We start from the raw sequence: 24,233 nt of genomic DNA, 5'->3' as shown, positions 1-24,233 counted from the left end.
CGGGATGCCGGCGCCGGGGGGCTGTGCCCCGGTAAACGCGCAAGGGGCGAGCCGAAGCCCGCCCCTTGCGTCCTGTGCCTGTGCGGCCGAGGAGGTCGACCCTACTGGGCGGCCGCCACGATGTTGACGACCTTGCGGCCGCCCTTGCTGCCGAACTCGACAGCGCCCGCCGAGAGGGCGAACAGGGTGTCGTCGCCACCGCGTCCGACGTTCGCGCCGGGGTGGAAGTGGGTGCCGCGCTGGCGGACGATGATCTCGCCCGCGTTCACGACCTGGCCGCCGAAGCGCTTGACGCCGAGACGCTGCGCGTTCGAGTCGCGACCGTTGCGAGTGGAGCTCGCGCCCTTCTTGTGTGCCATTTCTCATCTCCTCGAGACCGGGGGGCCGCAGCCCCGTGCTGTTGCCCTGCAGGGCGATGGCTCGCTCCGCAGGTCAGCTCAATTCCTTTGCAGGACTACTTGATGCCAGTGACCTTGACGCGCGTGAGGTCCTGACGGTGCCCCTGGCGCTTCTTGTAACCGGTCTTGTTCTTGAACTTCTGGATGATGATCTTCGGACCACGGAGGTCCTCGAGCACCTCGGCGGTGACGGTGACGCCCGCGAGGGTCGCCGCGTCCGAGGTGATCGACTCACCGTCGACGAGCAGCACGGCAGGAAGCTGCACGGTGCCGTTCTCGTCGGCCTTGACGCGGTCCATCGTCACGATGGTGCCGACCTCGACCTTCTCCTGCCGACCGCCGGCGCGCACAACTGCGTAAACCACTTCTCGTACCTGTTTCTCGTCTGGACGGAGCGGAGGCCTCGTCCGGGGCTTGTAGGGACGGGGCTGAGCCCCGGTCTTCCGGTTCGTACCCGTCTCCTCACGACACGAGGGAACCGGCACCGCGGCCCGCGCCCCGTGAGGGGCGGAGCGACAACGGAAATCTGCGTGAGCACATGGATCGCGCCACACCAACGGTCAAGAGTACGGGATCCGCGCTCCACGGTCAAACGCACACGACTGCGAAGCCGTGTCCACCCGACCGGCGACCCCGTCACGATAGTCGAGGAGGAGGCGCGTGGACGGACGGCGCGCCGCCTACGATCGGGGAATGGTCATCCTCGTCGACGGCGCGCGCTGGCCGGCGCACGGCCGGCTGTGGGCGCACCTCGTGAGCGACGTCTCGCTCGAGGAGCTCCACGACTTCGCGCGCCGTCTCGGCGTGCCCGAGCGCGGCTTCGACCTGGACCACTACGACGTGCCCGAGGAGCGGATCGACGAGCTCGTCGCCGCGGGCGCGGTCCCCGTCGGCGCGCGGGAGCTGGTCGAGCGGCTGAGGCGGAGCGGGCTCCGCGTCCGCGGGCGCGACCGGGATGCCGAGAGGGCCCGGCGCCGGCTCTCGCCGGGCACCGGGCCCTCCTGACACCGGGTCGCGCTACTGGTCGGCGCGGCGCGGGGTCTGTTCGGGGATGACCGCGACTCCGGTGAGCGCGGCCGTCGTGACGCGCCGGCTCTTCGCACGGCCCTGGCCGGGCTGCTTCGGGGCCGGCAGAGCGTCGAGCACGGAGTCGAGCAGGTGCTCGGCGACCTCGCTGCGGACGCGGCGCGGAGGCGTGACCGGCGCGATCGGGATGTCGAGGATCGGCGCGGCAGCGGCCGGCTCGATCTCCTTCTCGACCGGGGTCTCGACGGGAGCCGACTCGACGGCCGCCGTCTCGGCGGCCTCCTGGCGCGGCTCGCGGTCGCGGCTGCGACGACGGCGCTCGCCCCGAGCGGGACGCTCGCCGCGACGGCTCGGCTCGGACGGCTGCTCCTCGGGTGCCGTGGCGGACTCCTCCGGCGCCATGGCCTCGACGGTCTCGGCGGCGTCCTCGACCAGCGCGGCCGCCTCCTCCGCCGCCTGGCGCACGGCCTGGGGGTGGATGGTGCTGGCGGCGATCTGCGCGAGCGCGTTCTTCGCGTCGTCCGTGATGGCGTGGGTGCTGACCGGCTTGGTCGCCGGCGCGCCCTGCCCGTTCTGCCCGCCGTTCGAGCGCCCGGAGGCGGCGGGCTGCTGCTCGCCGCCCTTGCCCCGGCGGCGCTGCTCCTGCTGCGGAGCGGCGGTCGACCGGTGCTTGAGCACGGGGTCGTGGTGGACGATGACGCCGCGTCCGGCGCAGATCTCGCAGTTCTCGCTGAAGGTCTCGAGCAGGCCCAGGCCCAGCTTCTTGCGGGTCATCTGCACGAGGCCGAGCGAGGTGACCTCGGCGACCTGGTGCTTCGTCCGGTCGCGGCTCAGGCACTCGACCAGGCGGCGGAGCACGAGGTCGCGGTTGGACTCGAGCACCATGTCGATGAAGTCGACGACGATGATGCCGCCGATGTCGCGCAGGCGCAGCTGGCGGACGATCTCCTCGGCCGCCTCCAGGTTGTTCTTCGTGACCGTCTCCTCGAGGTTCCCGCCCGAGCCGACGAACTTGCCGGTGTTGACGTCGACCACCGTCATCGCCTCGGTGCGGTCGATCACGAGCGAGCCGCCGCTGGGCAGCCACACCTTGCGCTCCAGCGCCTTCTCGATCTGCTCCGTGATGCGGAACTCGTCGAACGCGTCCTTCTCACCCGTGTAGACCTCGACGCGCTCGAGCAGATCGGGTGCGACCTGGCTGAGGTAGAGCTCGATGGTCTCGCGGGCGTCGTCGCCGGCGATGACCATCTTCTCGAAGTCCTCGTTGAAGACGTCGCGGACGATCTTGATCAGCAGGTCCGGCTCGCTGTGCAGGAGAGCGGGAGCCTGCCCGGTCGCGGCCTTCGCGCTGAGAGCCGTCCACTGCGCGGTCAGGCGCTCGACGTCGACGGTCAGCTGCTCCTCCGTGGCGCCCTCGGCCGCGGTCCGGACGATGACGCCCACGTTCTCGGGCAGCACCTCCTTGAGGATCTTCTTCAGGCGGGCGCGCTCGGTGTCCGGGAGCTTCCGCGAGATGCCGTTCATCGAACCGTTGGGCACGTAGACGAGGTAGCGGCCCGGGAGCGAGATCTGGCTCGTGAGACGGGCGCCCTTGTGGCCGACGGGGTCCTTCGTGACCTGGACGAGGACCCGGTCGCCGGGCTTGAGCGCGAGCTCGATCCGGCGGGGGCCGCCGGCGTTGTTCGCGGCGTCCCAGTCGACCTCGCCGGAGTAGAGCACGGCGTTGCGCCCGCGTCCGATGTCGACGAAGGCGGCCTCCATGCTCGGGAGGACGTTCTGCACGCGGCCGAGGTAGACGTTGCCGATGAGCGACGCCTCCTGCGAGCGGGCGACGTAGTGCTCGGCGAGGACGCCGTCCTCGAGCACGCCGATGCGGATGCTGTCCTCCTTCGAACGGACGACCATGACGCGGTCGACGGCCTCCCGGCGGGCGAGGAACTCGGACTCGGTGACGACCGTGCGGCGCCGGCCGGCGTCGCGGCCGTCGCGGCGGCGCTGCTTCTTGGCCTCGAGGCGGGTCGAGCCCTTGATGCGCTGCGGCTCGGTGATGAGCTCGGGCTCGCGGGCCTCGCGCTGCTCGCGCGGCTGGCGGACCCGGACGACGGTGTTCTCGGGGTCGTCGGAGCCGGACCTCTCGCTCTCGCCGCTGCGGCGGCGCGAGCGGCGGCGGACGGAGCCCTGCTCCTCGGCCGGGCTCTCGCGCTCCTCCTGGACGCCCAGCGGCGCACCGCGGGGAGGCAGCGGAGCCAGCTCGACGTAGTCAGGCAGGACCGGCGCCTGGAACAGCAGCGACGGGCTCGGCAGTGCGGGCCGTCGCGGCTCCTCCTGCTCGGCGCCCGGAGTCTGCGGGAGGGCGTTGAAGAACACCGCGCCCGTCGACGTCGACGGCTCGGCCGCCTCCGCGGCGCTCCCGGTCTCGGGCAGCTCGGTGCCCTCGGCTCCGGTCTGGTCGGTCTCGTTGCTGTCGATGATCGTCTCCCCTGTCGCTGGCGCGCTCGACTCGGTCCGCCGGGTCGCCCGGCGGCCACCGAAGAGGCGGCTGATCTTCCTGGCCCCGCTGCGGGGCTCGTCGCGGTCCCGATCGGATCCGCTCGTACTGTTGTCTTCCACCATTCCTGGTGCACTCCTCGGCCGGGTCGTCCGCCGCGTCGTCTTCCCGGATGCTTCTCTCGTGCGAGGGGCCTCGGCCCGCCGCGAATCCTTCCGCTCCCCCGGTCCCGTCGCGCTCGTGGCGCGGGACTCCGGTTGCAGCTGCACTCTCGGAACTGACTATCCGACACGCGCTCCTCCGCGGTGCGACCTGCGGTCGACTCCCGGCGGAGCGGAGATCCGGCGCGTCCATTCGCGGAACGCTGTCGATCTCCTGTGGCCCGGTACTCGCCCGGTAAACCTTCTTCGCGTCGATGCGGGGTCCCCCGGACCGACGGCTCCGATTATCGCACGCATTCCCAGAGGCGCCGATCCGGCGCGTGCCATAATCCCCCGGTGTCCAGCGATCCCGGGGTGCGCGACGCCCCCACCCAGCAGCGCCCCGTCGTCTTCGCCGTCCTGCTGATCGTCCTCGGCGTGATCGGCTGGACCGCCGCCTTCGCTCTCACGAACGACAAGTTCGCCGCTCTCGAGAACCCCGATGCGGGCCTCGGCTGCGACTTCAGCCTGCTCGTGCAGTGCAGTGCGAACCTGAACTCGGCGCAGGGCGCGGTCTTCGGCTTCCCGAACCCTCTCATCGGCCTGGCGGCCTGGATCGCGCCGATCGTGGTGGGGCTGGGCCTGCTCGCAGGCGCCCGGTTCGACCGGTGGTTCTGGGCGGCCTTCAACGTCGGCTTCCTGCTGGCCCTGGTGTTCGTGGGCTGGCTCATCGCGACGAGCGTCTTCGCGCTCGGAACGCTCTGCCCCTGGTGCATGCTCACCTGGGCCGTCGTCATCCCGGGCTTCTGGCTGGTGACGCTCCGCAACCTCCGTGAGGGCGTGTTCCCCGTCCCCGCCGGGGTGCGCCGCTTCGCCGGTGCCGCCTACGGCTGGGTCCCGTTCATCACGCTGCTCTGCTACCTGCTGATCGCGGTGATCGCGCAGGTGAGGCTGAACGTGCTCGCCTACCTCTGACGGACGTCGTCAGAGGCAGGCGGCCGAGCGGCTCAGGCGAACCAGAGGCCGAGCTCGCGCGCGGCCGATTCCTCGGAGTCGGACCCGTGCACGAGGTTCTGCTGGACCTTGAGGCCCCAGTCGCGGCCGAGGTCGCCGCGGATGGTGCCGGGAGCGGCCGTGGTCGGGTCGGTGGTGCCGGCGAGGGCGCGGAAGCCCTCGATCACGCGGTCGCCCGCGATGCGCAGGGCGACGATCGGGCCGCTCTCCATGAACTCGACGAGCGGCTCGTAGAAGGGCTTGCCCTCGTGCTCGGCGTAGTGGGCGGCGAGCAGCTCGCGGTCGGCCTCGACGAGCTTCACGTCGACGAGGGAGTAGCCCTTCGCCTCGATGCGGCGGAGGATCTCGCCGGTGAGGTTGCGGGCGACGCCGTCGGGCTTGACGAGGACGAGGGTCTCCTGGGTGGCCATGGTTCAGCGGTCTCCTTCGGTGGGGTCGGTGGGCTCCGCCGCCCGGCGCGTCTGAGCGTCGAGGCGGGTGCCGGTCACCATGCAGTACGTCCACAGCGCCACGAAGGCGGCGCCGATCACGTACATGATCGGGACCAGCAGGCCCGAGGCCACGATAACGAACTGGAGCACCCAGCCGATGCGGAAGCCGACCGGCCGGTTCAGCAGGCCCAGAGTGGCGACGAGCGCGAGGCAGACCACCGCTCCCCCGACCAGCACGACCACGGGGTCGGCCGCCTTCAGCCCGAAGGCGACCAGGGTGGCGAGGAAGACGATGACCGCCTCGAAGCCGAGCACGATCGAGCCGAGGCTCTCCCGGACGGTCCGCGAGCGCCGCGGGCGTCCGGCCCTCACGCGCCCATCCAGTTCTCGTCGCGGGCCGCGGTGATCGTGCGGCCGACGAGGGTGATCGAGCCCGTGACCAGCAGGGCGCCCTTGTCGGTGCGCGCCGCGAGGACGCGACCGGCCGTGAGAGCACCCAGCGGGTCGTCGGCGACGCGGACCGCCTCCTCCGGGAACACGGTGCGGGCGAGCGCGGCGAGCTCCTCGGCGGGCATCGCCCGATCGCTCGGCGCCGTGGTCAGGATCAGCTCGTCCACCACGGGGCGGAGCTCCCGGAGGATCCCCTCGGCGTCCTTCTCGGCCAGCACGCCGAGGACGGCCGTCACGCGGTCGAAGTCGAAGTAGCGGCCGAGAGCGGCGGCGAGGGACGCGGCACCGTGCGGGTTGTGCGCCGCGTCGACGACGGTGCGCGGAGCGAGTCCGACGAGCTGCAGGCGGCCCGGGGAGGTCGCGGCGGCGAAGCCCTCGTCGAGGACGTCGCCGGTGAGCTCCTGCGTCCCGCCTCCCAGGAACGTCTCGACCGCGGCGACGGCCACGGCGGCGTTCTCGGCCTGGTGGTCGCCGAAGAACGGCAGCAGCAGCTGCTCGTACGTGGTGACGAGTCCCCGGACGGTGACGACCTGGCCGCCGACGGCGACGGTCGTCGACTCGACGTCGAACTCCGCCCCCTCGACGACGATCGTCGACTCGGTGGCCTCGGCCGCGTGCCGCAGCACCGCCTCCGCCTCCGGGACCTGCCTCGCGGAGACCACCGATGCGAGCGGCTTGACGATGCCCGACTTGGTGCGCGCGATCTCCTCGATCGTCGAGCCGAGGCGGTCGGTGTGGTCGAGGGCGATCGGCGTGAAGACGGCGACCTGCGCGTCGGCGACGTTCGTCGAGTCCCACTCGCCGCCCATCCCCACCTCGACGACGGCCACATCGACCGGCGCGTCGGCGAAGGCCGCGTAGGCCAGGACGGTGATCGCCTCGAAGAAGGACAGCGGCGCCTCGCCCTGCTCGGCCAGCTCGGCGTCGGTCATCCGCAGGTACGGCTCGACGTCCTGCCAGTTGTCGGCGAGGCTCCGGTCCGAGATCGGCTCTCCGTCGATGACGATGCGCTCGTTGAAGCGCTCGAGGTGCGGACTGGTGAACAGGCCCACCCGCAGCCCGTGGGCGCGCAGCAGGCTCTCGATCATCCGGCTGGTCGAGGTCTTGCCGTTGGTTCCGGCGATCTGGATCACCGGGTAGGCGCGCTGCGGGTCGCCGAGGATCTCGACGGCGCGCCGGGTCGGAGCGAGGCGCGGGCGGACGCTCGCCTCGCCCAGGCGCTCCAGCAGCGCGGCGTAGACGGCGTCGGCGGCCGCGCGGTCGGCGTCGTCCGGCTCGAACGGATCAGACATCGGCGGCCTCGACCTTCTCGACGCGGATGATGGCGGTGCCCGCGGGGCCGACGGCGATCGCGCCCTCGCCGCCCTCGAGAGCCGTGGTGAGCGGAGTGAACGCGCATCCGGTCGCGAGGGTCTCCTCCGCGATCCAGAGCGCGTGCGGCTCGAGCGCCTGCAGGCTCGGCTCGTCGAGCACGACCTCCAGGACGATGCGGTCGCTGACCTCGAACCCGGCCGCCTTGCGGGCGTCCTGCACCGCGCGGATGAGGTCGCGGGCGAGCCCCTCCGCTTCGAGCTCGGGGGTGGTCGCCGTGTCGAGGAGCACGAAGCCCCCGCGCGGGAGCAGGGCGATGGCGCGGTCGTCGCCGGCCGAGCCGCCGACCTCGAGCGTGAGCTCGTACTCGCCCTCGACCAGCTCGACGCCGCCGGCGGTGACGACGCCGTCCGTCTCGCTCCAGTCGCCGGCCTTGGCGGCCCTGATCACGGTCTGCACGCCCTTGCCGAGCCGGGGCCCGGCGGCGCGCGCGTTGACCGCGAGACGGGAGGTGACGCCGTAGTCGGCGGCGCTGGAGTCGACCAGCGGCACCAGCGACACCTCCTTCACGTTCAGCTCGTCGCGGAGGATCGCCTCGAACGGCGCGAGCTCGGCGGCGTCGGCGACCACCACGGTCAGGCGCGCGAGCGGCAGGCGGACGCGGAGCCCGGCCTGCTTGCGGAGGGAGAGCGCGGTGGACGAGATGCCGCGGACCGCGTCCATCGCGTGCACGAGCGCCGGGTCGGCGGGGAACTCGTCCGCCTCCGGCCAGTCGGTGAGGTGGACGCTGCGGCCGCCGGTCAGGCCCCGCCAGATCTGCTCCGTGACGAGAGGCAGGAGCGGGGCGGCGACGCGGCACACGGTCTCGAGGACCGTGTAGAGCGTGTCGAACGCCTCCGATCCGCGGCCGTCCTCGTCGACGCCCTGCCAGAAGCGGTCGCGGGAGCGGCGCACGTACCAGTTCGTGAGCACGTCGCTGAAGTCGCGGAGCGCGGCGGCCGCGAGCGTGGAGTCCAGCGCCTCGAGCCGGCCGGTCACGGTCTCGACCAGATCGCGGGTCTTGGCCAGCAGGTAGCGGTCGAGGACGTCCTCGGAGCCGGTGCGCCTGGTCGCCTCGTAGCCGCCGCCCGCCGAGGCGTTGGCGTAGAGGGAGAAGAAGTACCAGGTGCTCCACAGCGGCAGCAGCACCTGGCGGACGCCCTCGCGGATGCCCTCCTCCGTCACGACGAGGTTGCCGCCCCGGAGGACCGGGCTCGACATCAGGAACCAGCGCATGGCGTCGGAGCCGTCGCGGTCGAAGACCTCGGCCACGTCCGGGTAGTTGCGCAGCGACTTGGACATCTTCTGCCCGTCGTTGCCCAGCACGATGCCGTGGCTGACCACGTTGCGGAACGCCGGGCGGTCGAAGAGCGCGGTGGAGAGCACGTGCAGCGTGTAGAACCAGCCGCGCGTCTGCCCGATGTACTCGACGATGAAGTCCGCCGGGTTGTGGGTGTCGAACCAGTCCGCGTTCTCGAACGGGTAGTGCACCTGGGCGAAGGGCATCGATCCGGAGTCGAACCAGACGTCGAGGACGTCGCTGATCCGGCGCATCGTCGAGCGCCCGGTCGGGTCGTCGGGGTTCGGGCGGGTCAGCTCGTCGATGAACGGCCGGTGCAGGTCGTCCGGGCGCACGCCGAAGTCGCGCTCCAGCTCGTCCAGCGAGCCGTAGACGTCGATCCGCGGGTACTCCGGGTCGTCGCTCTTCCACACCGGGATCGGCGAGCCGAAGTAGCGGTTGCGGCTGATGGACCAGTCGCGCGCGCCCGAGAGCCACTTGCCGAACTGGCCGTCCTTGACGTTCTCGGGGACCCAGGTGATCTCCTGGTTGAGCTCCTCCATGCGGTCGCGGATCGCGGTGACGCGGACGAACCAGCTCGAGACCGCCTTGTAGATCAGCGGATTGCGGCAGCGCCAGCAGTGCGGGTACGAGTGCTCGTAGCTCGCCTGGCGGAGCAGCCGGTGGTCCGCGCGCAGGAGCTGCGTGAGGGGCTTGTTCGCGTCGAAGACCTGGAGGCCGGCGACCTCGCTGATCTGCGGCAGGAAACGGCCGCCGTCGTCGACCGAGATGATGACGGGGATGCCCGCCGCCTCGCAGACCTTCTGGTCGTCCTCGCCGTAGGCGGGCGCCTGGTGCACGATGCCGGTGCCCTCGCTGGTGGTCACGTAGTCGGCGACGAGGATGCGCCACGCGTTCTGCGTGCCCCAGGCCTCGTTGTCCGCGTAGTGGTCCCAGAGGCGGTCGTAGCTGATCCCCTCGAGCTCGGAGCCGCGATGGGTGCGCGAGACGGCGGCCAGGGCCGACTCCGCGTCCGGATAGCCGAGGTCCTTCGCGTAGGCGCCGACCTGGTCGATGGCGAGCAGGTACTCGGCCGAGAGCTCGCGCTCCTCGGGCTCGCCCCTGCCGTCGGCCGCGCCGTTCGGGCCGGCGGGGACGACCGCGTACTCGATGTCGGGCCCGACGGCGAGCGCGAGGTTCGTCGGCAGCGTCCAGGGGGTCGTCGTCCACGCGAGAGCGCGGACCGCCGTCAGCTGGAGCGCCTCCGCCGTCTCGCCGACCAGCGGGAAGGTGACGGTGACCGTCTGGTCCTGGCGCATCTTGTAGACGTCGTCGTCCATCCGCAGCTCGTGGTTCGAGAGCGGCGTCTGGTCGCGCCAGCAGTACGGCAGCACGCGGTGGCCCTCGTAGGCGAGGCCCTTGTCGTAGAGCTGCTTGAACGCCCAGATCACCGACTCCATGAAGGTGGGGTCGAGCGTCTTGTAGTCGTCGTCGAAGTCGACCCAGCGCGCCTGGCGGGTGACGTAGTCCTGCCACTCCCCGGTGTAGCGCAGCACCGACTCCTTCGCGGCGGCGTTGAAGGCCGCGACGCCCATCTCCTCGATCTGGGACTTGTCGGTGATGCCGAGCTGCCGCTCCGCCTCGAGCTCGGCGGGCAGGCCGTGGGTGTCCCAGCCGAAGCGGCGGTGCACCTGCCGTCCGCGCATCGTCTCGAAGCGGGGGAAGACGTCCTTGGCGTAGCCGGTGAGGAGGTGCCCGTAGTGCGGCAGGCCGTTGGCGAAGGGCGGGCCGTCGTAGAAGACCCACTCCGGCGCTCCCTCGCGCTGCCGGATCGACTCCTGGAAGGTGTCGTCCGCCTTCCAGTACGCGAGCACGCGCTCCTCGATCTCGGGGAAGCGCGGCGACGGGGACACGCCCCGGCCGAACGCGGAGCCCTCGGCGGGCTCGGCTCCGTGCGGGGTGGGCGGGGTCAGGGGGTAGGTCACGTGCGGTCTCCTGGCAGTGCTGCTGGTCTGCACGAGGACGGCCCGCCCGGATCTCAGACCCCGGGCCGGGTCGCGGTACCACCTCGCTTGGACCGGTCGGCCGGTCGCTCCCGGAGGAGTGCCCGCTGACGCGTTCCCACTCGATCGGCTGTCACGGGCCGCACCCGTCCGGGTCTACTGGGCGCAGGCCGGAGCCGGCGCCGTTCTTCCGGAGACTCACCGGTGATGGCCGGGTCGAAGTCGTCCGGCGCTATCCTAGCGCGTCGGGGGAAGCGGAGCAGGAGCGGTTCATGGTGCGAGGAGTGCAGCGCGGACGGCCCCGCGCGTCGTCGCGCTCCATGCTCGAGGACGCCGCACTGGACCTCTTCGTCGAGCAGAGCTACGCGGGCACGACGATCGAGCAGATCGCCCAGCGGGCGGGGGTCTCGCGCAACACCTTCTTCAACTACTTCGAGTCCAAGAGCGACGTCTTCTGGGTGCTGGTCGACGACCGGCTGGCCGAGCTCCCGGAAGCGCTGGCCGAGACGGCGGCAGAGGCGCCGGTGATGGACGCGCTCGGCGACGCGCTGCTCGCGATCGGCTCCGGCTTCGGACCCGCGACGGTGCCGTGGGTGCTCACCCAGTCCGAGATGATCGGCAGCGTCCACGAGCTGCAGGCGTCGGCCCTCGGCCGCCTCGCCCGGCAGGCGGCCGTCATCGCCCGCTTCGTGGAGGAGCGGAGCGCGCGCCCGCTGCCCTCGCACCTCTCGCGCGCCATCGCCTACGCGAGCGTCGGAGCCGCGGTGGCGGCCGTGCAGGCGTGGGCCGCGGCGGGCCCCACCCGCGGCGAGCTCGTGCCCTATCTCGACGAGGCGCTCGCGCCCGTCCGCGCCGGCTTCACCCCCGTCGTCGACTGACCCGGCTTCACCCCCGTCGTCGACTGACCCGGCTCCCGCCGCTCCGGTAGAATCGTCGCGGCCGGCGGGCGACTCGCCCCGGAGCCCCCATCCAGGCACCATCACCACCGACACGGTGCCGCCCATAGCGAACCGGAGCATCATGACCCTCGCCGACCGCCTCCCCGCGAAGCCCGCCCTCGAGGGCCTGGAGGGCACGTGGGGCCTCCGCTGGCAGACCGACGGGACCTACCGGTTCGACCGCACCGGCCTCACCCGCGCCGACGTCTACTCGATCGACACCCCGCCGCCCACCGCGTCCGGGTCGCTGCACATCGGGCACGTCTTCTCCTACACGCACACCGACGTCGTCGCGCGGTTCCAGCGGATGCGCGGCAAGAGCGTCTTCTACCCGATGGGCTGGGACGACAACGGCCTGCCCACCGAGCGCCGCGTGCAGAACTACTACGGTGTGCGCTGCGACCCGACGCTCCCCTACGAGCCCGGCTTCACGCCTCCGTTCGAGGGCGGCGACAACAAGAGCAGCAAGGCCGCCGACCAGAAGCCGATCTCGCGCCGCAACTTCGTCGAGCTGTGCGAGCGCCTCACCGTCGAGGACGAGAAGCAGTTCGAGGACGTCTGGCGGGCCCTCGGCCTGTCCGTCGACTGGTCGCAGAGCTACCGGACCATCGGCGACGAGTCGCAGGCCGCCTCGCAGCGCGCCTTCCTCCGCAACCTCGCCCGAGGCGAGGCCTACCAGGCGCAGGCCCCGACGCTCTGGGACATCACCTTCCGGACCGCCGTCGCCCAGGCGGAGCTCGAGGACAAGGACCAGCCCGGCGCCTACCACCGCCTCGGCTTCCACCGCGAGGGCGGCGAGGACGTCTTCATCGAGACGACCCGTCCCGAGCTGCTGCCCGCCTGCGTCGCCCTCGTCGCGCACCCCGACGACGAGCGCTACCAGGCGCTGTTCGGCACCACCGTCCGCACGCCGCTCTTCGACGTCGAGGTCCCGGTGCTCGCGCACCACCTCGCGCAGAAGGACAAGGGCTCGGGCATCGCGATGATCTGCACCTTCGGCGACATCACGGACGTGGTCTGGTGGCGCGAGCTCGACCTGCCCAACCGTGCGATCATCGGCTTCGACGGCCGCCTGATCTCGGAGGCTCCCGCCGCGATCACGAGCGACGCGGGCCGCGCCGCCTATGAGCAGCTCGCCGGCAAGACCGTCTTCTCCGCGAAGCAGGCCGTCGTGGCGCTGCTGAAGGAGTCCGGCGAGATGGTCGGCGACCCGCGCCCCATCACGCACCAGGTCAAGTTCTTCGAGAAGGGCGACAAGCCGCTCGAGATCGTGTCGACCCGCCAGTGGTACATCGGCAACGGCGCTCGCGACGCGGTGCTCAAGGAGCGCCTGCTGGAGCTCGGCCGCGACGTGCGCTTCGTACCGGAGTTCATGCGCGTCCGCTACGAGAACTGGGTGAACGGCCTCTCCGGCGACTGGCTGATCTCGCGCCAGCGCTTCTTCGGCGTGCCGATCCCGGTGTGGTACCCGCTCGACGGCGACGGCAACCCCGTCTTCGACTCCCCGATCGTGCCGGACGAGGCGGCGCTGCCGGTGGATCCCTCCAGCGACCCGGCCCCCGGCTACTCGGAGGACCAGCGCGGAGCGGCGGGCGGCTTCCAGGGCGAGCTCGACGTGATGGACACCTGGGCGACCTCCTCGCTGACCCCGCAGCTCGCGGGCGGCTGGGAGCGCGACGACGAGCTCTGGCAGCTGGTCGCTCCCTACGACCTGCGCCCGCAGGGCCAGGACATCATCCGCACCTGGCTCTTCTCTACCCTCCTGCGCTCGCAGCTCGAGGACGGCCGCGCCCCGTGGAGCACGGCGACCGTCTCCGGCTTCATCGTCGACCCCGACCGCAAGAAGATGTCGAAGTCGAAGGGCAACGTGGTCACTCCCGCCGCGATGCTCGAGCAGCACGGCTCGGACGCGGTCCGCTACTGGGCCGCCTCCTCGCGCCTGGGCACCGACGCGGCCTTCGACCCGCAGAACCCGACGCAGATCAAGATCGGCCGCCGACTGGCGATCAAGATCCTCAACGCGGCGAAGTTCATCCACGGCTTCCCTCTCGCCGAGGGCGCCGAGGTCACCGACCCGCTCGACCTCAGCATGCTGGCCACCCTCGACACCGTGGTCGCCGACGCGACGACGGCGCTCGAGAACTACGACCACGCCCGCGCCCTCGAGACGACGGAGGCGTTCTTCTGGACGTTCTGCGACGACTACCTGGAGCTGGTGAAGGAGCGCGCGTACAGCGAGGACGGCGCGTCCGCCGCGGCCTCCCTGCACCGGGCGCTCGACGTCCTCCAGCGCCTTTTCGCGCCGTTCCTGCCGTTCGCGACGGAGGAGACCTGGTCGTGGTCGCACGACGACTCGGTGCACCTGCGCCCCTGGCCGGCCGTCGAGGGCCTGGGCGGCGACCCCGCCGTCCTGGCCGCGGCGAGCTCGGTCCTCACGGCCATCCGGCGCGCGAAGACCGATGCGAAGGCCTCGCAGAAGACGCCGGCCCGCTCCGCCCTGGTGACGGCGCCCGCCGAGCTCGTCGCGTCTCTCCGACTCGCCGCGGGAGACCTCGCGGCCGTCGGCAGGATCGCGACGCTCGACTTCGCCGAGGGCGACGCCCTCGCGGTCGGCATCGAGCTCGAGACCGAGGCGTAGCGCCGCTCCCGGGAGGCGGGAATGGTCCCGCCTCCCTCCCCACCGTCGAGAGGACCCCTCCCATGCAGCTCGGAACCCGCTGGTCGGTCGGCCAGGTGCCGCCGCAGACCCTCCCCGAGATCGTCGTCACCGCCATCGGCGACGTCGAGGGCGAGCTCACCGCGGCCGGCACGGCGACCGCCGACTGGCGCTGGACGCTCACCTGGCTCGAGGGCAGGCCCGTCCTCGAGCTCGACGACGGCACGACGATCACCCACCGTCCCGCCGAGGACGCTGCCTACATCACGCAGCCGCAGGGCCGCGTGGAGGGCGAGGACGACGACGACTGGGGCTGACGCCCCTTCGCGGCGCGGTCGCCGAGCCCGGTGAGCGCGCGCGTCCTGCGATCCTGAGCCGGAGCCCTCTCCCCCGCTCGCGCTCTAGGCTCGCAGGATGAGCGCTCCCGATCCCGTCGCCGTCCTGCTCGAGCCGAGCGGACTCCCCCACGGGCTCCCCGACTTCGCCGCCGTCGACCCCGAGGCCTACCGCCCGGCGTTCCTCGAGGCCCTCCGCCGGCACCGCGCCGAGATCGACGCGATCGCCGGCGCCTCCGAGCCGCCGACCGTCGAGAACACCCTCGTCGCCCTCGAGCGGGCGGGGCGCGAGCTGCGCCGGGTGAGCGCCGTCTTCTTCACCGTCGCCGCCTCCGACCGCACTCCGCTCACCGACGCTCTGGAGGCCGAGCTCGCTCCGCTGCTCTCGGCCCACAGCGATGCGATCAGCCTCGACCCGCGCCTCTTCGTGCGGCTCCGCGCTCTCGCCGAGCAGTCGACGGAGCTCGACCTCGACGCCGAGACGGCCTACCTCCTCGAGCGGAGGATCACCGGGTTCGAGCGCTCCGGTGCGCTCCTCGACGACGTGGGGAAGGCACGGCTCGGCGAGCTGAACGAGCAGCTCTCGACCCTGACCACGCGTTTCGAGAAGGACCTGCTCGCCGAGTCGAACGACCGGGCGGTCCTCCTCGAGGACGTCGCCGGCCTCGACGGGCTCGACGAGTCCGACGTCTCCGCCGCCGCGCGCGCCGCCGCCGACCGCGGCGTCGACGGCTGGCTGATCACCCTGCCCCTCTACTCCGGCCACCCCTGGCTCGCGCGTCTGCGCGACCGCGGCGTCCGCGAGCGCGTCCTGCGCGCCTCTGTCGGCCGCGGTGCGGAAGGCGGGCCGCACGACACCACCGCGACTCTGCAGCAGATCGTCGCGCTGCGGGCCGAGCGCGCAGCTCTGCTGGGCGCGGCCTCGCATGCCGAGTTCGTGATCTCGGGCCAGACCGCGGGCTCGCCGGAGCGCGTCCTGTCGCTGCTGCGCGAGCTCGCCGCTCCCGCCGCCCGGAACGCGAGGATCGAGCTCGAGCGGATGCAGGCCTCCGCCGACGCCGAGCAGGACGCCGCCGGAGCGCCGCGCTTCACGATCGAGGCGTGGGATCGCGCCTACTACGAGGAGCGCGTGCGGTCGGAGAGCTACTCCGTCGACTCCAGCGCACTGCGTCCCTTCTTCGAGCTGGAGCGGGTGCTCCGGCACGGCGTGTTCGCCGCCGCCACCGGTCTCTACGGCGTCCGCTTCTCGGAGCGGAGCGACCTGGCCGGCTACAGCGAGCACGTCCGCGTGTTCGAGGTGCACGAGGAGGACGGGACGCCGCTGGGTTTGTTCCTGCTCGATCCCTTCACCCGCGACTCGAAGCGCGGCGGGGCGTGGATGAACTCCCTGTCCAGCCGCACCTCGCTGCTCGGCGACTCCGCCGTCGTCGTGAACAACCTGAACCTGTCGGCTCCGGGCCCGGGCGAGCCCGCCCTTCTCAGCCTCGACGAGGTGGAGACGCTCTTCCACGAGTTCGGGCACGCCCTGCACGGCCTGTTCGCGAGCACGCGGTACCCGCGCTTCGCCGGTACCGCGGTGTTCCGGGACTTCGTCGAGTTCCCGAGCCAGGTGAACGAGACGTGGGTGCGCCGCCCCGGGCTCCTCGCCGAGTACGCCCGCCACGTCGAGACCGGCGAGGCCCTGCCCGCGGGGACCGTCGAGCGCCTCGAGGCGTCCGCGCTGTGGGGCGAGGGCTTCGCGACGAGCGAGTACCTGGCGTCCGCCCTGCTCGACCTCGCCTGGCACTCCCTGCCGGCCCCGGTCGAGCCGCGCGACGCGGCCGCCTTCGAGCGCGACGTGCTCGACGGCGCGGGCCTCCTCCTTCCCGCCGTGCCGCCCCGCTACCGCAGCACGTACTTCGCGCACGTCTTCTCCGGCGGCTACTCCGCGGGCTACTACTCCTACATCTGGAGCGAGATCCTCGACGCGGACACGGTCGAGTGGTTCGAGGAGAACGGCGGCCTCGACCGCTCGGCGGGCGAGCGCTTCCGCCGCGGGGTGCTCGAGCTCGGCGGCTCCCGCGATCCGCTCGACGCGTACCGCGTGTTCCGCGGGCGGGATGCGCGGACCGAGCCGCTGCTCGCGCGCCGCGGCCTCCTCTAGCGGCGCCGGGGGACGAGCCAGGCGAGGAGGACGAGTCCCACGACCAGGCCCCAGAACGCCGATCCGATCCCCGCGATGGTCGTGCCGGAGGCGGTGACCAGGAGCGTCGCCGCCGCCGGCAGCCGCAGCCGCGCGTCCTCCACAGCGGCCTGCACCGCCGACACGAACACCCCCAGCAGCGCCAGACCGGCGACCGCCTCGATCAGCAGCGGGCTCGCGGAGGACACCAGCGCGGCGGCCGCTCCGGCGAACACGCCCAGCACGAGGTAGGAGGCGCCCGCCGAGACCGAGGCGACCCAGCGCTGCTCCGGCCGCGGCGAGGCCTCGGGACCCGCGGTCAGCGCGGCGCTGAGCGCGGCGTAGTTGATCGGCACGCCGCCGAAGATCGCCGAGACCCCGGAGAGAGCACCGGTCGAGACGATCCCGGGACGCGAGTGGGCCGGGAAGCCGAAGCTCGTCAGCACCGCGATGCCCGGGATGTTCTGCCCGGCCATGGTGACCACGTAGAGCGGCAGGCCGATCCCGACCATCGCTCCGATCTCGAACACCGGAGCGACGAACTGCGGCACGGGGAGCAGCGGCGCACCGGCGAGTGCCGCGCCGTCCGTCACGATCAGCAGCACGATCGCCAGGGCGATCGCGGCCGGCACCGCCCAGCGGGGCAGGAGCCGCAGGAGCAGCAGCCAGAGCAGGATCACCGGCAGCGCGAGCGCGGGGATCTCGACCGCCGCGCGCACCGGCGCCAGGACGAGCGGGAACAGGATGCCCGCGAGCATGGCGTTCGCGAGCGGCCGCGGGATGCGCGCGACGAGCCTCCCGAGCGCCGGCCACAGCCCGGTGACCACCAGCAGAGCGGAGGCGACCAGGAACGCCCCGACCGCGCGGTCGAAGCCGCCGGGGAGCGTCGCGGTCGCGGCCAGCAGGGCGGCGCCCGGCGTGCTCCAGGCGAAGGTCATCGGCACGCGGTAGCGGATGCTCAGCACGATGCAGAGGACCCCCTGCAGCACGCAGACGGCGAGGAGGCCCGACGCGGCCTGCACGTCGGTGGCGCCCACCGCGACCACCCCGGCGAGCACGATCGCGAACGAGCTCGAGAAGCCGGTCAGGGCGGCGACGATCCCGGCGAGCAGCGGCTGGACGATGGCGGAGCCTCCCGGAGGATCGACCGGCACCGAGGCGACCGGACGCGCCGTCGGCGCGCTCCGCCAGGTTAGGGAAGCGGGAGCGCCTCGCCCGACGATCCGCCGGGCCAATCGCGGTGAACTGGCAGAGCGGGGCGGGGAGCGACTAGGCGCTCTTCTCCTGGCGACGGGGAGCGTGGGGCACGATCGTCGGGGCCGCGTTGTCGAGCACCGCGGCGCGGGTGACGACGACGCGCGCCACCTCGTCCGAGGAGGGCACCTCGAACATGATCGGGCCGAGCACCTCCTCGAGGATGGCGCGCAGTCCGCGAGCTCCGGTCTGGCGGAGGACCGCCAGGTCCGCGATGGCCTCGAGAGCGCCCCGGTCGAACTCGAGCTCGACGCCGTCGATCTCGAACATCCGCTGGTACTGCTTCACGAGCGCGTTGCGCGGCTCGGTGAGGATCTGCATGAGCGCGTCCTGGTCGAGCTGCGTGACCGTCGTGACGACGGGGAGGCGCCCGATGAACTCGGGGATCAGCCCGAACTTGTGCAGGTCCTCCGGGAGGACCTCGCTGAAGATGTTGATCTCGTCTTCCTTGTTGTGCAGCGGGGCGCCGAAGCCGATGCCGCGCTTGCCCGCCCGCGACGAGATGATGTCCTCGAGTCCGGCGAAGGCGCCGGCGACGATGAAGAGGACGTTCGTCGTGTCGATCTGGATGAACTCCTGGTGCGGGTGCTTCCGCCCGCCCTGCGGGGGCACGGAGGCGACGGTGCCCTCGAGGATCTTGAGCAGCGCCTGCTGCACTCCCTCGCCCGAGACGTCGCGCGTGATCGAGGGGTTCTCGGCCTTCCGCGCGATCTTGTCGACCTCGTCGATGTAGATGATGCCGGTCTCGGCACGCTTGACGTCGTAGTCGGCGGCCTGGATGAGCTTGAGGAGGATGTTCTCGACGTCCTCGCCGACGTAGCCCGCCTCGGTGAGGGCCGTGGCGTCCGCGACGGCGAAGGGCACGTTGAGGCGCTTCGCGAGGGTCTGGGCGAGGTAGGTCTTCCCGCAGCCCGTGGGGCCGATGAGCAGGATGTTGCTCTTGGCGATCTCGACCTCGTCGTGGATCGCGTCGGCGGCGGTGATGGTGTTGCGGGCCCGCACGCGCTTGTAGTGGTTGTACACGGCGACGGCGAGGGCCTTCTTGGCCTGCTCCTGCCCGATCACGTACTCCTCGAGGAAGCCGAAGATCTCCTTCGGCTTCGGGAGGTCGAACTCGTGGCTCGTCTCCTCGCTCGACTCGGAGAGGCGCTCCTCGATGATCTCGTTGCAGAGCTCGACGCACTCGTCGCAGATGTAGACGCCCGGTCCCGCGATGAGCTGCTGGACCTGCTTCTGGCTCTTGCCGCAGAAGGAGCACTTCAGCAGGTCGGCGCTTTCGCCAATACGTGCCACGGGGATGCCCCACTTCCTTGTCGTGCGTCTGTCGTGCGTCGGTCGGTCGTGCAACGGAGCCCGGAGCTCCGGCCGGTGCGAGCGGGACGAGCCCCCTGACACTGCTCCGAGCCTAGCCGCTGAGCCGCGAGGGCTCGGCAGGCGGGCCGGATTCGCCGTGCCTTGCGCCTCGTGTGGCGCTTTGCTACGGCGACGGAGGACGCAGAGAGGGGCCGGGCGGCGGATCGCTCCGCCACCCGGCCCCTCCTGGACGCCCTACGCCGTGAGAGCCGGGAGGCTCTTGCGGCTGGTGAGCACCTGGTCGATCAGCCCGTACTCGAGCGCGTCGCTCGCGCCGAGGATCTTGTCGCGGTCGATGTCCTTCTTGACCTGCTCGATCGAGCGGTTCGAGTGGTGCGACAGCGTCTCCTCGAGCCACTCGCGCATGCGCATGATCTCGGCGGCCTGGATCTCGATGTCCGAGGCCTGGCCCCCGCCCTGCTGCACGGCGGGCTGGTGGATGAGGATGCGCGCGTTCGGCAGCGCGAGGCGCTTGCCGGGCGTTCCCGCGGCGGTGAGCACGGCGGCGGCCGAGGCGGCCTGGCCGAGCACGACCGTCTGGATGTGCGGGCGGATGTACTGCATCGTGTCGTAGATCGCCGTCATCGCGGTGAAGGAGCCACCGGGCGAGTTGATGTACATGACGATGTCGCGGTCCGGGTCCTGGCTCTCGAGCACGAGGAGCTGGGCCATGATGTCGTCCGCGGAGGCGTCGTCGACCTGGACTCCGAGGAAGATGATGCGGTCCTCGAAGAGCTTGGCGTACGGGTCCTGGCGCTTGTAGCCGTAGGCCGTGCGCTCCTCGAACGTGGGGAGGATGTAGCGCGAGGACGGTGCGGCTCCGGAGCCGAACGCCGTTCCGCCGAAGGTGGGTGTGGTCATTGTCTGTTCCTGATCTCTCGGCGCGTTCGCTGGACTACTCGTCGATGGCGGTTCCGCCACCGCCGGCCACGTCGGTCGCCGACGAGCGGATGTGGTCGACGAAGCCGTAGGCCAGGGCCTCCTCGGCGCTGAACCAGCGGTCGCGGTCGCCGTCCTCGTTGACCTGCTCGACGGTCTTGCCGGTCGCCTTGGCGGTGATCTCGGCGAGGCGCTTCTTCATGTCGAGGATGAGCTGCGCCTGGGTCTGGATGTCGGAGGCCGTGCCGCCGAAGCCGCCGTGCGGCTGGTGGAGGAGCACCCGCGCGTTGGGGGTGATGTAGCGCTTGCCCTGGGTTCCGGCGGTGAGGAGCAGCTGGCCCATGGAGGCCGCCATCCCGATGCCCACGGTCACGATGTCGTTCGGGACGAACTGCATCGTGTCGTAGATCGCCATGCCCGCGGTGATGGAGCCGCCGGGCGAGTTGATGTAGAGGTAGATGTCCCGCTCGGAGTCCTCGGCTGCCAGGAGCAGGAGCTTCGCGGCGATCTCGTTCGCGTTCTCGTCGCGCACCTCGGAACCGAGCCAGATGATCCGGTCCTTGAGCAGGCGGTCGAAAACACTGTTGGGCATAACCATGTCGGCCATGTATTGCTCCGTTTCAGTTGTCGCTTCGGAGGCGAATCTATCGGACGCCGCCAGGCCGATCCGGCCGTGTTCGCCCGGGGCGGAGCGGGAGTCGCCCGTGTTCGCCCGGGGCGGAGCGGGAGTCGCCCGTGTTCGCCCGGGGCGGACCGGAGCCCCCCCAACGAGAGGAGCCGCCCTCCGACGGATCGGGGGGCGGCTCCTGACGTGCTCGCGGCGACTACTCCGCGGCCGGGGTCTCCTCGGCGGGAGCGGCGGCCTTCTTCTTGGCCGGCGCGCGCTTCTTCTTGGGGGCCGGGGCGGGCTCCTCCTCGGCGGCGGGCTCCTCGGCGACGGGCTCGGCGGGGACCTCGGCGTCGGCGTCGGCCTGAGCCTCCTCCGCGACCTCGGTCTCGTCCGAGGCGACGGCCTCGTCGGAGGCCTCGACGGCCTCGTCGTCACCGGGGACCGCGGTGAACGCGGTCAGGTCGACGGCGTTGCCCTCGGTGTCGGTGACCTTCGCCTTGCCGAGGACGATCGCGAGCGCCTTGTTGCGGGCGACCTCGCCGACCATCTGGCCGATCTGGTTGTTCTCGGACAGGATCTTGATGAACTCGTTCGGCTCCATGCCGTACTGCGCCGCACCCTGGATGAGGTACTGCGTGAGCTCGTCCTGGCTGACCTGGACCTTCTCCTGCTCGACGACGTGGTCGAGGAGGATCTGCGTCTTGAAGGTCTTCTCGCTGGCCTCCTTGACCTCGGCGCGGTGCTCGTCGTCCTCGAGGCGGTTCTCGCCCTCGAGGTGGCGGTGCACCTCGTCCTCGACGAGACCGGCGGGCACGGGGACCTCGACGAGGGCGAGCAGCGCCTCGACGAGCTTCTCGCGGGCCTCGCCGCCCTGGCCGAAGGTCTTCTGCTGAGCGGCCTGCTCCTTGAGCGACTCGCGCAGCTCGGCGATGGTGTCGAACTCGCTGGCGATCTGCGCGAAGTCGTCGTCGGCCTCGGGGAGCTCGCGCTCCTTGACGGCGGTGAGCGCGACGGCGATCTCGGCCTGCTCGCCGGCGTGGTCGCCGCCGAGCAGCGGAGCGGTGAACGTGGTGCTCTCGCCCGCGGTGAGCGAGTCGAGCGCCTCGTCGATGCCCTCGATCAGCTCGCCCGAGCCGAGCTCGTACGAGATGGCGTTGGCGGTGTCGACCTCGACGCCGTCGATGGAGGCGACCAGGTCGATCTGCGCGAAGTCGCCGGTCTTCGCCGGGCGGTCCACGGTGACCAGGGTGCCGAAGCGGCTGCGGAGCTTGTCCAGCTCGGCGTCGACGTCGGCGTCGGTGACCTCGGCCGCCTCGACGGTGAGCTCGATGCCGTCGTAGTCCGGGACGGTGATCTCGGGGCGCACGTCGACCTCGATGGCGAGCTCGAGGTCGCCGGTGAAGTCCTTGTCGCTCGGCCAGGCGACGATGTCGGCCTGCGGGCGGCCCAGGGGGCGGACCTCGGTCTCGCGGACGGCCTCGCGGTAGAAGCCGTCGAGGCCCTCGTTGACCGCGTGCTCGAGCACCGCGGCCTTGCCGACGCGCTGGTCGACGATGGCGGGCGGGACCTTGCCCTTGCGGAAGCCGGGGACGTTGATCTGCTCGGCGATGTGGCCGTAGGCGTGCGTGATGCTGGGGCCGAGCTCGTCCGGGGTGACCGAAATCGCGAGCTTCACGCGGGTCGGGCTCAGCTGTTCTACCGTGGTCTTCACGTGAGGGGATCTCCTGTGCTGGTTGGTGTCGGCGCCGGATGACGGTCGTCACGGGTCGATGTCGTCACGATGAGTACTCGTGGTCGGGGCGACAGGATTCGAACCTGCGACCTCCCGCTCCCAAAGCGGGCGCTCTAGCCAAGCTGAGCTACGCCCCGGATGCGCGGGCCTGGGCACCGTGCGTGAGACTCTCGTCGAGCCGTCCCCGCACGTGCGCTTGCGCGACACGCCGAAATGGCCTTCGCAAGTGTACTGCACCGCGGCAACGGCGACCGGAACCGCGCGGCGGAGGACGACCGGGGTGTCCACGGTGCTCGCGCGATGTACTACGCTGTCCTGGTGCCCGGTCGAGAGAACCGGTCGCACCGGTTCGCGGTCGTCAGGCCGCCGATCCGGGGCTGTAGCTTAGTGGTAAAGCCTCTGTCTTCCAAACAGATGATGCGAGTTCGATTCTCGTCAGCCCCTCTCCTCTCGAAGAGCCCCGGATGTCCGGGGCTCTTCGTCGTTCCGAGGCGTTCCGGGCGTGCTCAGCCGACCGCGCCGCGGTGCTCCTCCGTCAGGGCGAGGTACGAGGCGGCGTTCCGGCGGATGCCCTCGCGCTCCTCCTCCGTCAGCTCCCGCCGGACCCTCCCGGGGACGCCCGCCACCAGCGAGCCCGGCGGGACGACCGTCCCCTCGAGGACGACGGCGCCCGCGGCGATCAGCGAGCCGGTGCCGACGACGGCCCCGTTCAGGACGGTCGCGCTCATGCCGACCAGCACGTCGTCCTCGAGGGTGCAGCCGTGCAGCACGGCGTTGTGCCCGACCGAGACTCCGGCGCCGATGACCGCGTCGTAGTCGGCGTCGACGTGGACGACGACGCCGTCCTGGAGGTTGCTGCCGGCGCCGAGCTCGATCCGCGCGTGCTCCGCGCGCAGGACGGCGCCGTACCAGACGCTCGCCCGCTCCCCCAGGCGCACGGAGCCGATCACGGTGGCGCCCGGAGCGACCCACGCGGTGTCGGCGATCTCCGGGGCGCGTCCCCCGGTCAGGGCGAGGACGCGGGCGCCCTCCGCAGGACTCGACGGCATCGGGTTCTCCTCTTCTCCGGTGGTCAGCGCCCGGCGCGCAGGAAGGCGAGGACCGCCAGCACCCGCCGGTGGTCGGAGCCCGAGTCCTCGAGCCCGAGCTTCTGGAAGATCGCGGTCACGTTCTTCTCCACGGCGCCCACGCCGACGAAGAGAGCGGAGGCGATGCCCGCGTTCGTGCGCCCCTGGGCCATCTGCTCCAGCACCTCCCGCTCCCGCGGGGTCAGCGAGGCGAGCGGGTCGCGGTTGCGCTGCAGGAGCGAGGCGACGACCTGCGGGTCGAGGACTGTTCCGCCCGCTGCGACGCGCTCGACGGCGTCGCGCAGCTCCTCCACGGAGGCGACCCGGTCCTTCAAGAGGTAGCCGAGTCCGCCGTCGCCGGAGCCGAGCAGCTCCTGCGCGTAGGTGACCTCGACGTACTGGCTGAGCAGCAGAACCGACACCTGCGGGTAGCGCCGGCGGATCTCCAGCGCCGCGCGGACGCCCTCGTCGCGGAAGGTCGGCGGCATCCGGACGTCGAGCACGGCGACGTCGACCCCGGCCGGGTCCCGCGCCAGATCGGCGAGCAGGGCGTCCGCGTCCCCGAAGGCGCCGACGGAGGCGAACCCCGCGTCCTCGAAGAGGCGGACCAGGCCCTCGCGCAGGAGGACCGAGTCCTCGGCGATGGCGACGCGGATCACGGGCACGCCC

At 71.6% G+C, this 24,233-nt stretch carries 20 protein-coding genes and 2 tRNA genes; 7 read left to right on the top strand and 15 right to left on the bottom strand.

Going from position 1 to position 24,233, the window contains the following annotated elements:
* Positions 1-101 precede the first annotated feature (101 nt).
* Together rpmA and rplU are read right to left on the bottom strand one after the other, a co-directional pair.
* Positions 102-359 carry a 50S ribosomal protein L27 gene (rpmA, locus tag C5C99_RS09870; RefSeq protein WP_068209107.1) on the bottom strand — a complete coding sequence of 86 codons (258 nt, stop codon included), beginning with the start codon at positions 357-359 and terminating at the stop codon, positions 102-104.
* A gap of 95 nt (positions 360-454) precedes the next feature.
* Positions 455-763, bottom strand: coding sequence for a 50S ribosomal protein L21 (rplU, locus tag C5C99_RS09865; protein WP_104223682.1), 309 nt, complete (start codon positions 761-763; stop codon positions 455-457).
* Between the two features lie 328 nt (positions 764-1,091).
* On the opposite strand from rplU, the gene C5C99_RS09860 reads away from it, so the two are divergent.
* Positions 1,092-1,403, top strand: a complete 312-nt coding sequence (locus tag C5C99_RS09860; protein WP_104247269.1) for a DUF4031 domain-containing protein — start codon at positions 1,092-1,094, stop codon at positions 1,401-1,403.
* A gap of 12 nt (positions 1,404-1,415) precedes the next feature.
* On the opposite strand, the gene C5C99_RS09855 is transcribed toward C5C99_RS09860, so the two are convergent.
* Positions 1,416-4,037 (bottom strand): Rne/Rng family ribonuclease, encoded by a 2,622-nt coding sequence (locus C5C99_RS09855; protein WP_104340022.1) that lies wholly within the window; start codon positions 4,035-4,037, stop codon positions 1,416-1,418.
* 372 nt (positions 4,038-4,409) lie between these two features.
* On the opposite strand from C5C99_RS09855, the gene C5C99_RS09850 reads away from it, so the two are divergent.
* Positions 4,410-5,027: a vitamin K epoxide reductase family protein gene (locus tag C5C99_RS09850; protein ID WP_258062881.1), complete on the top strand. Its 618-nt coding sequence runs from the start codon at positions 4,410-4,412 to the stop codon at positions 5,025-5,027.
* Positions 5,028-5,059: 32 nt separating this feature from the next.
* On the opposite strand, the gene ndk is transcribed toward C5C99_RS09850, so the two are convergent.
* Genes ndk through ileS form a run of 4 tightly spaced genes read right to left on the bottom strand, consistent with a single transcriptional unit; the run spans position 5,060 to position 10,561 of the window.
* Positions 5,060-5,476, bottom strand: coding sequence for a nucleoside-diphosphate kinase (gene ndk / locus C5C99_RS09845; RefSeq protein WP_104223686.1), 417 nt, complete (start codon positions 5,474-5,476; stop codon positions 5,060-5,062).
* A 3-nt stretch (positions 5,477-5,479) separates the two neighbouring features.
* Positions 5,480-5,869 (bottom strand): DUF4233 domain-containing protein, encoded by a 390-nt coding sequence (locus C5C99_RS09840; protein WP_104262805.1) that lies wholly within the window; start codon positions 5,867-5,869, stop codon positions 5,480-5,482.
* Positions 5,866-7,239, bottom strand: coding sequence for a folylpolyglutamate synthase/dihydrofolate synthase family protein (locus C5C99_RS09835; protein WP_104327685.1), 1,374 nt, complete (start codon positions 7,237-7,239; stop codon positions 5,866-5,868). The genes C5C99_RS09840 and C5C99_RS09835 overlap by 4 nt, the downstream gene beginning before the upstream one ends.
* Complete coding sequence (gene ileS, locus C5C99_RS09830) at positions 7,232-10,561, bottom strand: isoleucine--tRNA ligase (protein WP_374953734.1); 3,330 nt, start codon at positions 10,559-10,561, stop codon at positions 7,232-7,234. The genes C5C99_RS09835 and ileS overlap by 8 nt, the downstream gene beginning before the upstream one ends.
* A gap of 290 nt (positions 10,562-10,851) precedes the next feature.
* Between ileS and C5C99_RS09825 the strand changes: the two genes are divergently transcribed.
* From C5C99_RS09825 to C5C99_RS09810, 4 genes are all read left to right on the top strand, one after another.
* Positions 10,852-11,457 (top strand): TetR/AcrR family transcriptional regulator, encoded by a 606-nt coding sequence (locus tag C5C99_RS09825; protein ID WP_104223688.1) that lies wholly within the window; start codon positions 10,852-10,854, stop codon positions 11,455-11,457.
* A gap of 142 nt (positions 11,458-11,599) precedes the next feature.
* A complete protein-coding gene (gene valS, locus C5C99_RS09820) occupies positions 11,600-14,155 on the top strand; it encodes a valine--tRNA ligase (protein WP_104223689.1) in 2,556 nt (851 codons plus the stop codon).
* Between the two features lie 62 nt (positions 14,156-14,217).
* Complete coding sequence (locus C5C99_RS09815) at positions 14,218-14,490, top strand: hypothetical protein (RefSeq protein ID WP_104340021.1); 273 nt, start codon at positions 14,218-14,220, stop codon at positions 14,488-14,490.
* A gap of 97 nt (positions 14,491-14,587) precedes the next feature.
* Positions 14,588-16,651, top strand: coding sequence for a M3 family metallopeptidase (locus C5C99_RS09810; protein WP_104340020.1), 2,064 nt, complete (start codon positions 14,588-14,590; stop codon positions 16,649-16,651).
* Here the strand turns inward: C5C99_RS09810 and C5C99_RS09805 are convergent.
* From C5C99_RS09805 to C5C99_RS09780, 6 genes are all read right to left on the bottom strand, one after another.
* Positions 16,648-17,823, bottom strand: coding sequence for a benzoate/H(+) symporter BenE family transporter (locus C5C99_RS09805; RefSeq protein WP_104261277.1), 1,176 nt, complete (start codon positions 17,821-17,823; stop codon positions 16,648-16,650). The two genes, C5C99_RS09810 and C5C99_RS09805, sit on opposite strands and share 4 nt — an antisense overlap.
* A 115-nt stretch (positions 17,824-17,938) precedes the next feature.
* On the bottom strand, positions 17,939-19,216 hold the full coding sequence (clpX, locus tag C5C99_RS09800; protein ID WP_104247278.1) for an ATP-dependent Clp protease ATP-binding subunit ClpX: 1,278 nt from the start codon (positions 19,214-19,216) through the stop codon (positions 17,939-17,941).
* A gap of 255 nt (positions 19,217-19,471) precedes the next feature.
* Complete coding sequence (locus C5C99_RS09795) at positions 19,472-20,137, bottom strand: ATP-dependent Clp protease proteolytic subunit (RefSeq protein ID WP_068253282.1); 666 nt, start codon at positions 20,135-20,137, stop codon at positions 19,472-19,474.
* A 34-nt stretch (positions 20,138-20,171) separates the two neighbouring features.
* Positions 20,172-20,762, bottom strand: a complete 591-nt coding sequence (locus C5C99_RS09790) for an ATP-dependent Clp protease proteolytic subunit (protein WP_097165884.1) — start codon at positions 20,760-20,762, stop codon at positions 20,172-20,174.
* Positions 20,763-20,979: 217 nt separating this feature from the next.
* Entirely contained in the window at positions 20,980-22,476 is a 1,497-nt protein-coding gene (tig, locus tag C5C99_RS09785) for a trigger factor (protein WP_104247279.1), read from the bottom strand.
* 80 nt (positions 22,477-22,556) lie between these two features.
* Positions 22,557-22,634: transfer RNA gene (locus tag C5C99_RS09780), tRNA-Pro, on the bottom strand.
* 236 nt (positions 22,635-22,870) lie between these two features.
* On the opposite strand from C5C99_RS09780, the gene C5C99_RS09775 reads away from it, so the two are divergent.
* A tRNA-Gly gene (locus tag C5C99_RS09775) sits at positions 22,871-22,941 on the top strand.
* A 62-nt stretch (positions 22,942-23,003) separates the two neighbouring features.
* Here the strand turns inward: C5C99_RS09775 and C5C99_RS09770 are convergent.
* Together C5C99_RS09770 and C5C99_RS09765 are read right to left on the bottom strand one after the other, a co-directional pair.
* The gene (locus tag C5C99_RS09770; protein WP_104223695.1) at positions 23,004-23,546 is read right to left on the bottom strand and encodes a gamma carbonic anhydrase family protein; all 543 of its coding nucleotides are present in this window, start codon (positions 23,544-23,546) and stop codon (positions 23,004-23,006) included.
* A 23-nt stretch (positions 23,547-23,569) separates the two neighbouring features.
* Positions 23,570-24,229 carry a response regulator transcription factor gene (locus C5C99_RS09765; protein WP_104247297.1) on the bottom strand — a complete coding sequence of 220 codons (660 nt, stop codon included), beginning with the start codon at positions 24,227-24,229 and terminating at the stop codon, positions 23,570-23,572.
* Between the last annotated feature and the right edge of the window lie 4 nt (positions 24,230-24,233).

This window comes from Rathayibacter sp. AY1C4 (assembly GCF_002932195.1).
In the GTDB taxonomy this organism is placed as follows: domain Bacteria; phylum Actinomycetota; class Actinomycetes; order Actinomycetales; family Microbacteriaceae; genus Rathayibacter.
The sequence above is the reverse complement of the archived record's forward strand: the minus strand, read 5'-3'. Positions and strand labels throughout refer to the sequence as shown.

What these genes read in the sequence shown, in the direction of transcription:
- rpmA (WP_068209107.1), bottom strand. Translation starts at nt 359, where the DNA reads ATGGCACACAAGAAGGGCGCGAGCTCCACTCGCAACGGTCGCGACTCG.
- C5C99_RS09860 (WP_104247269.1), top strand. Translation starts at nt 1,092, where the DNA reads ATGGTCATCCTCGTCGACGGCGCGCGCTGGCCGGCGCACGGCCGGCTG.
- C5C99_RS09855 (WP_104340022.1), bottom strand. Translation starts at nt 4,037, where the DNA reads ATGGTGGAAGACAACAGTACGAGCGGATCCGATCGGGACCGCGACGAG.
- ndk (WP_104223686.1), bottom strand. Translation starts at nt 5,476, where the DNA reads ATGGCCACCCAGGAGACCCTCGTCCTCGTCAAGCCCGACGGCGTCGCC.
- C5C99_RS09835 (WP_104327685.1), bottom strand. Translation starts at nt 7,239, where the DNA reads ATGTCTGATCCGTTCGAGCCGGACGACGCCGACCGCGCGGCCGCCGAC.
- C5C99_RS09825 (WP_104223688.1), top strand. Translation starts at nt 10,852, where the DNA reads ATGGTGCGAGGAGTGCAGCGCGGACGGCCCCGCGCGTCGTCGCGCTCC.
- valS (WP_104223689.1), top strand. Translation starts at nt 11,600, where the DNA reads ATGACCCTCGCCGACCGCCTCCCCGCGAAGCCCGCCCTCGAGGGCCTG.
- C5C99_RS09815 (WP_104340021.1), top strand. Translation starts at nt 14,218, where the DNA reads ATGCAGCTCGGAACCCGCTGGTCGGTCGGCCAGGTGCCGCCGCAGACC.
- C5C99_RS09810 (WP_104340020.1), top strand. Translation starts at nt 14,588, where the DNA reads ATGAGCGCTCCCGATCCCGTCGCCGTCCTGCTCGAGCCGAGCGGACTC.
- C5C99_RS09795 (WP_068253282.1), bottom strand. Translation starts at nt 20,137, where the DNA reads ATGACCACACCCACCTTCGGCGGAACGGCGTTCGGCTCCGGAGCCGCA.
- C5C99_RS09790 (WP_097165884.1), bottom strand. Translation starts at nt 20,762, where the DNA reads ATGGCCGACATGGTTATGCCCAACAGTGTTTTCGACCGCCTGCTCAAG.
- C5C99_RS09770 (WP_104223695.1), bottom strand. Translation starts at nt 23,546, where the DNA reads ATGCCGTCGAGTCCTGCGGAGGGCGCCCGCGTCCTCGCCCTGACCGGG.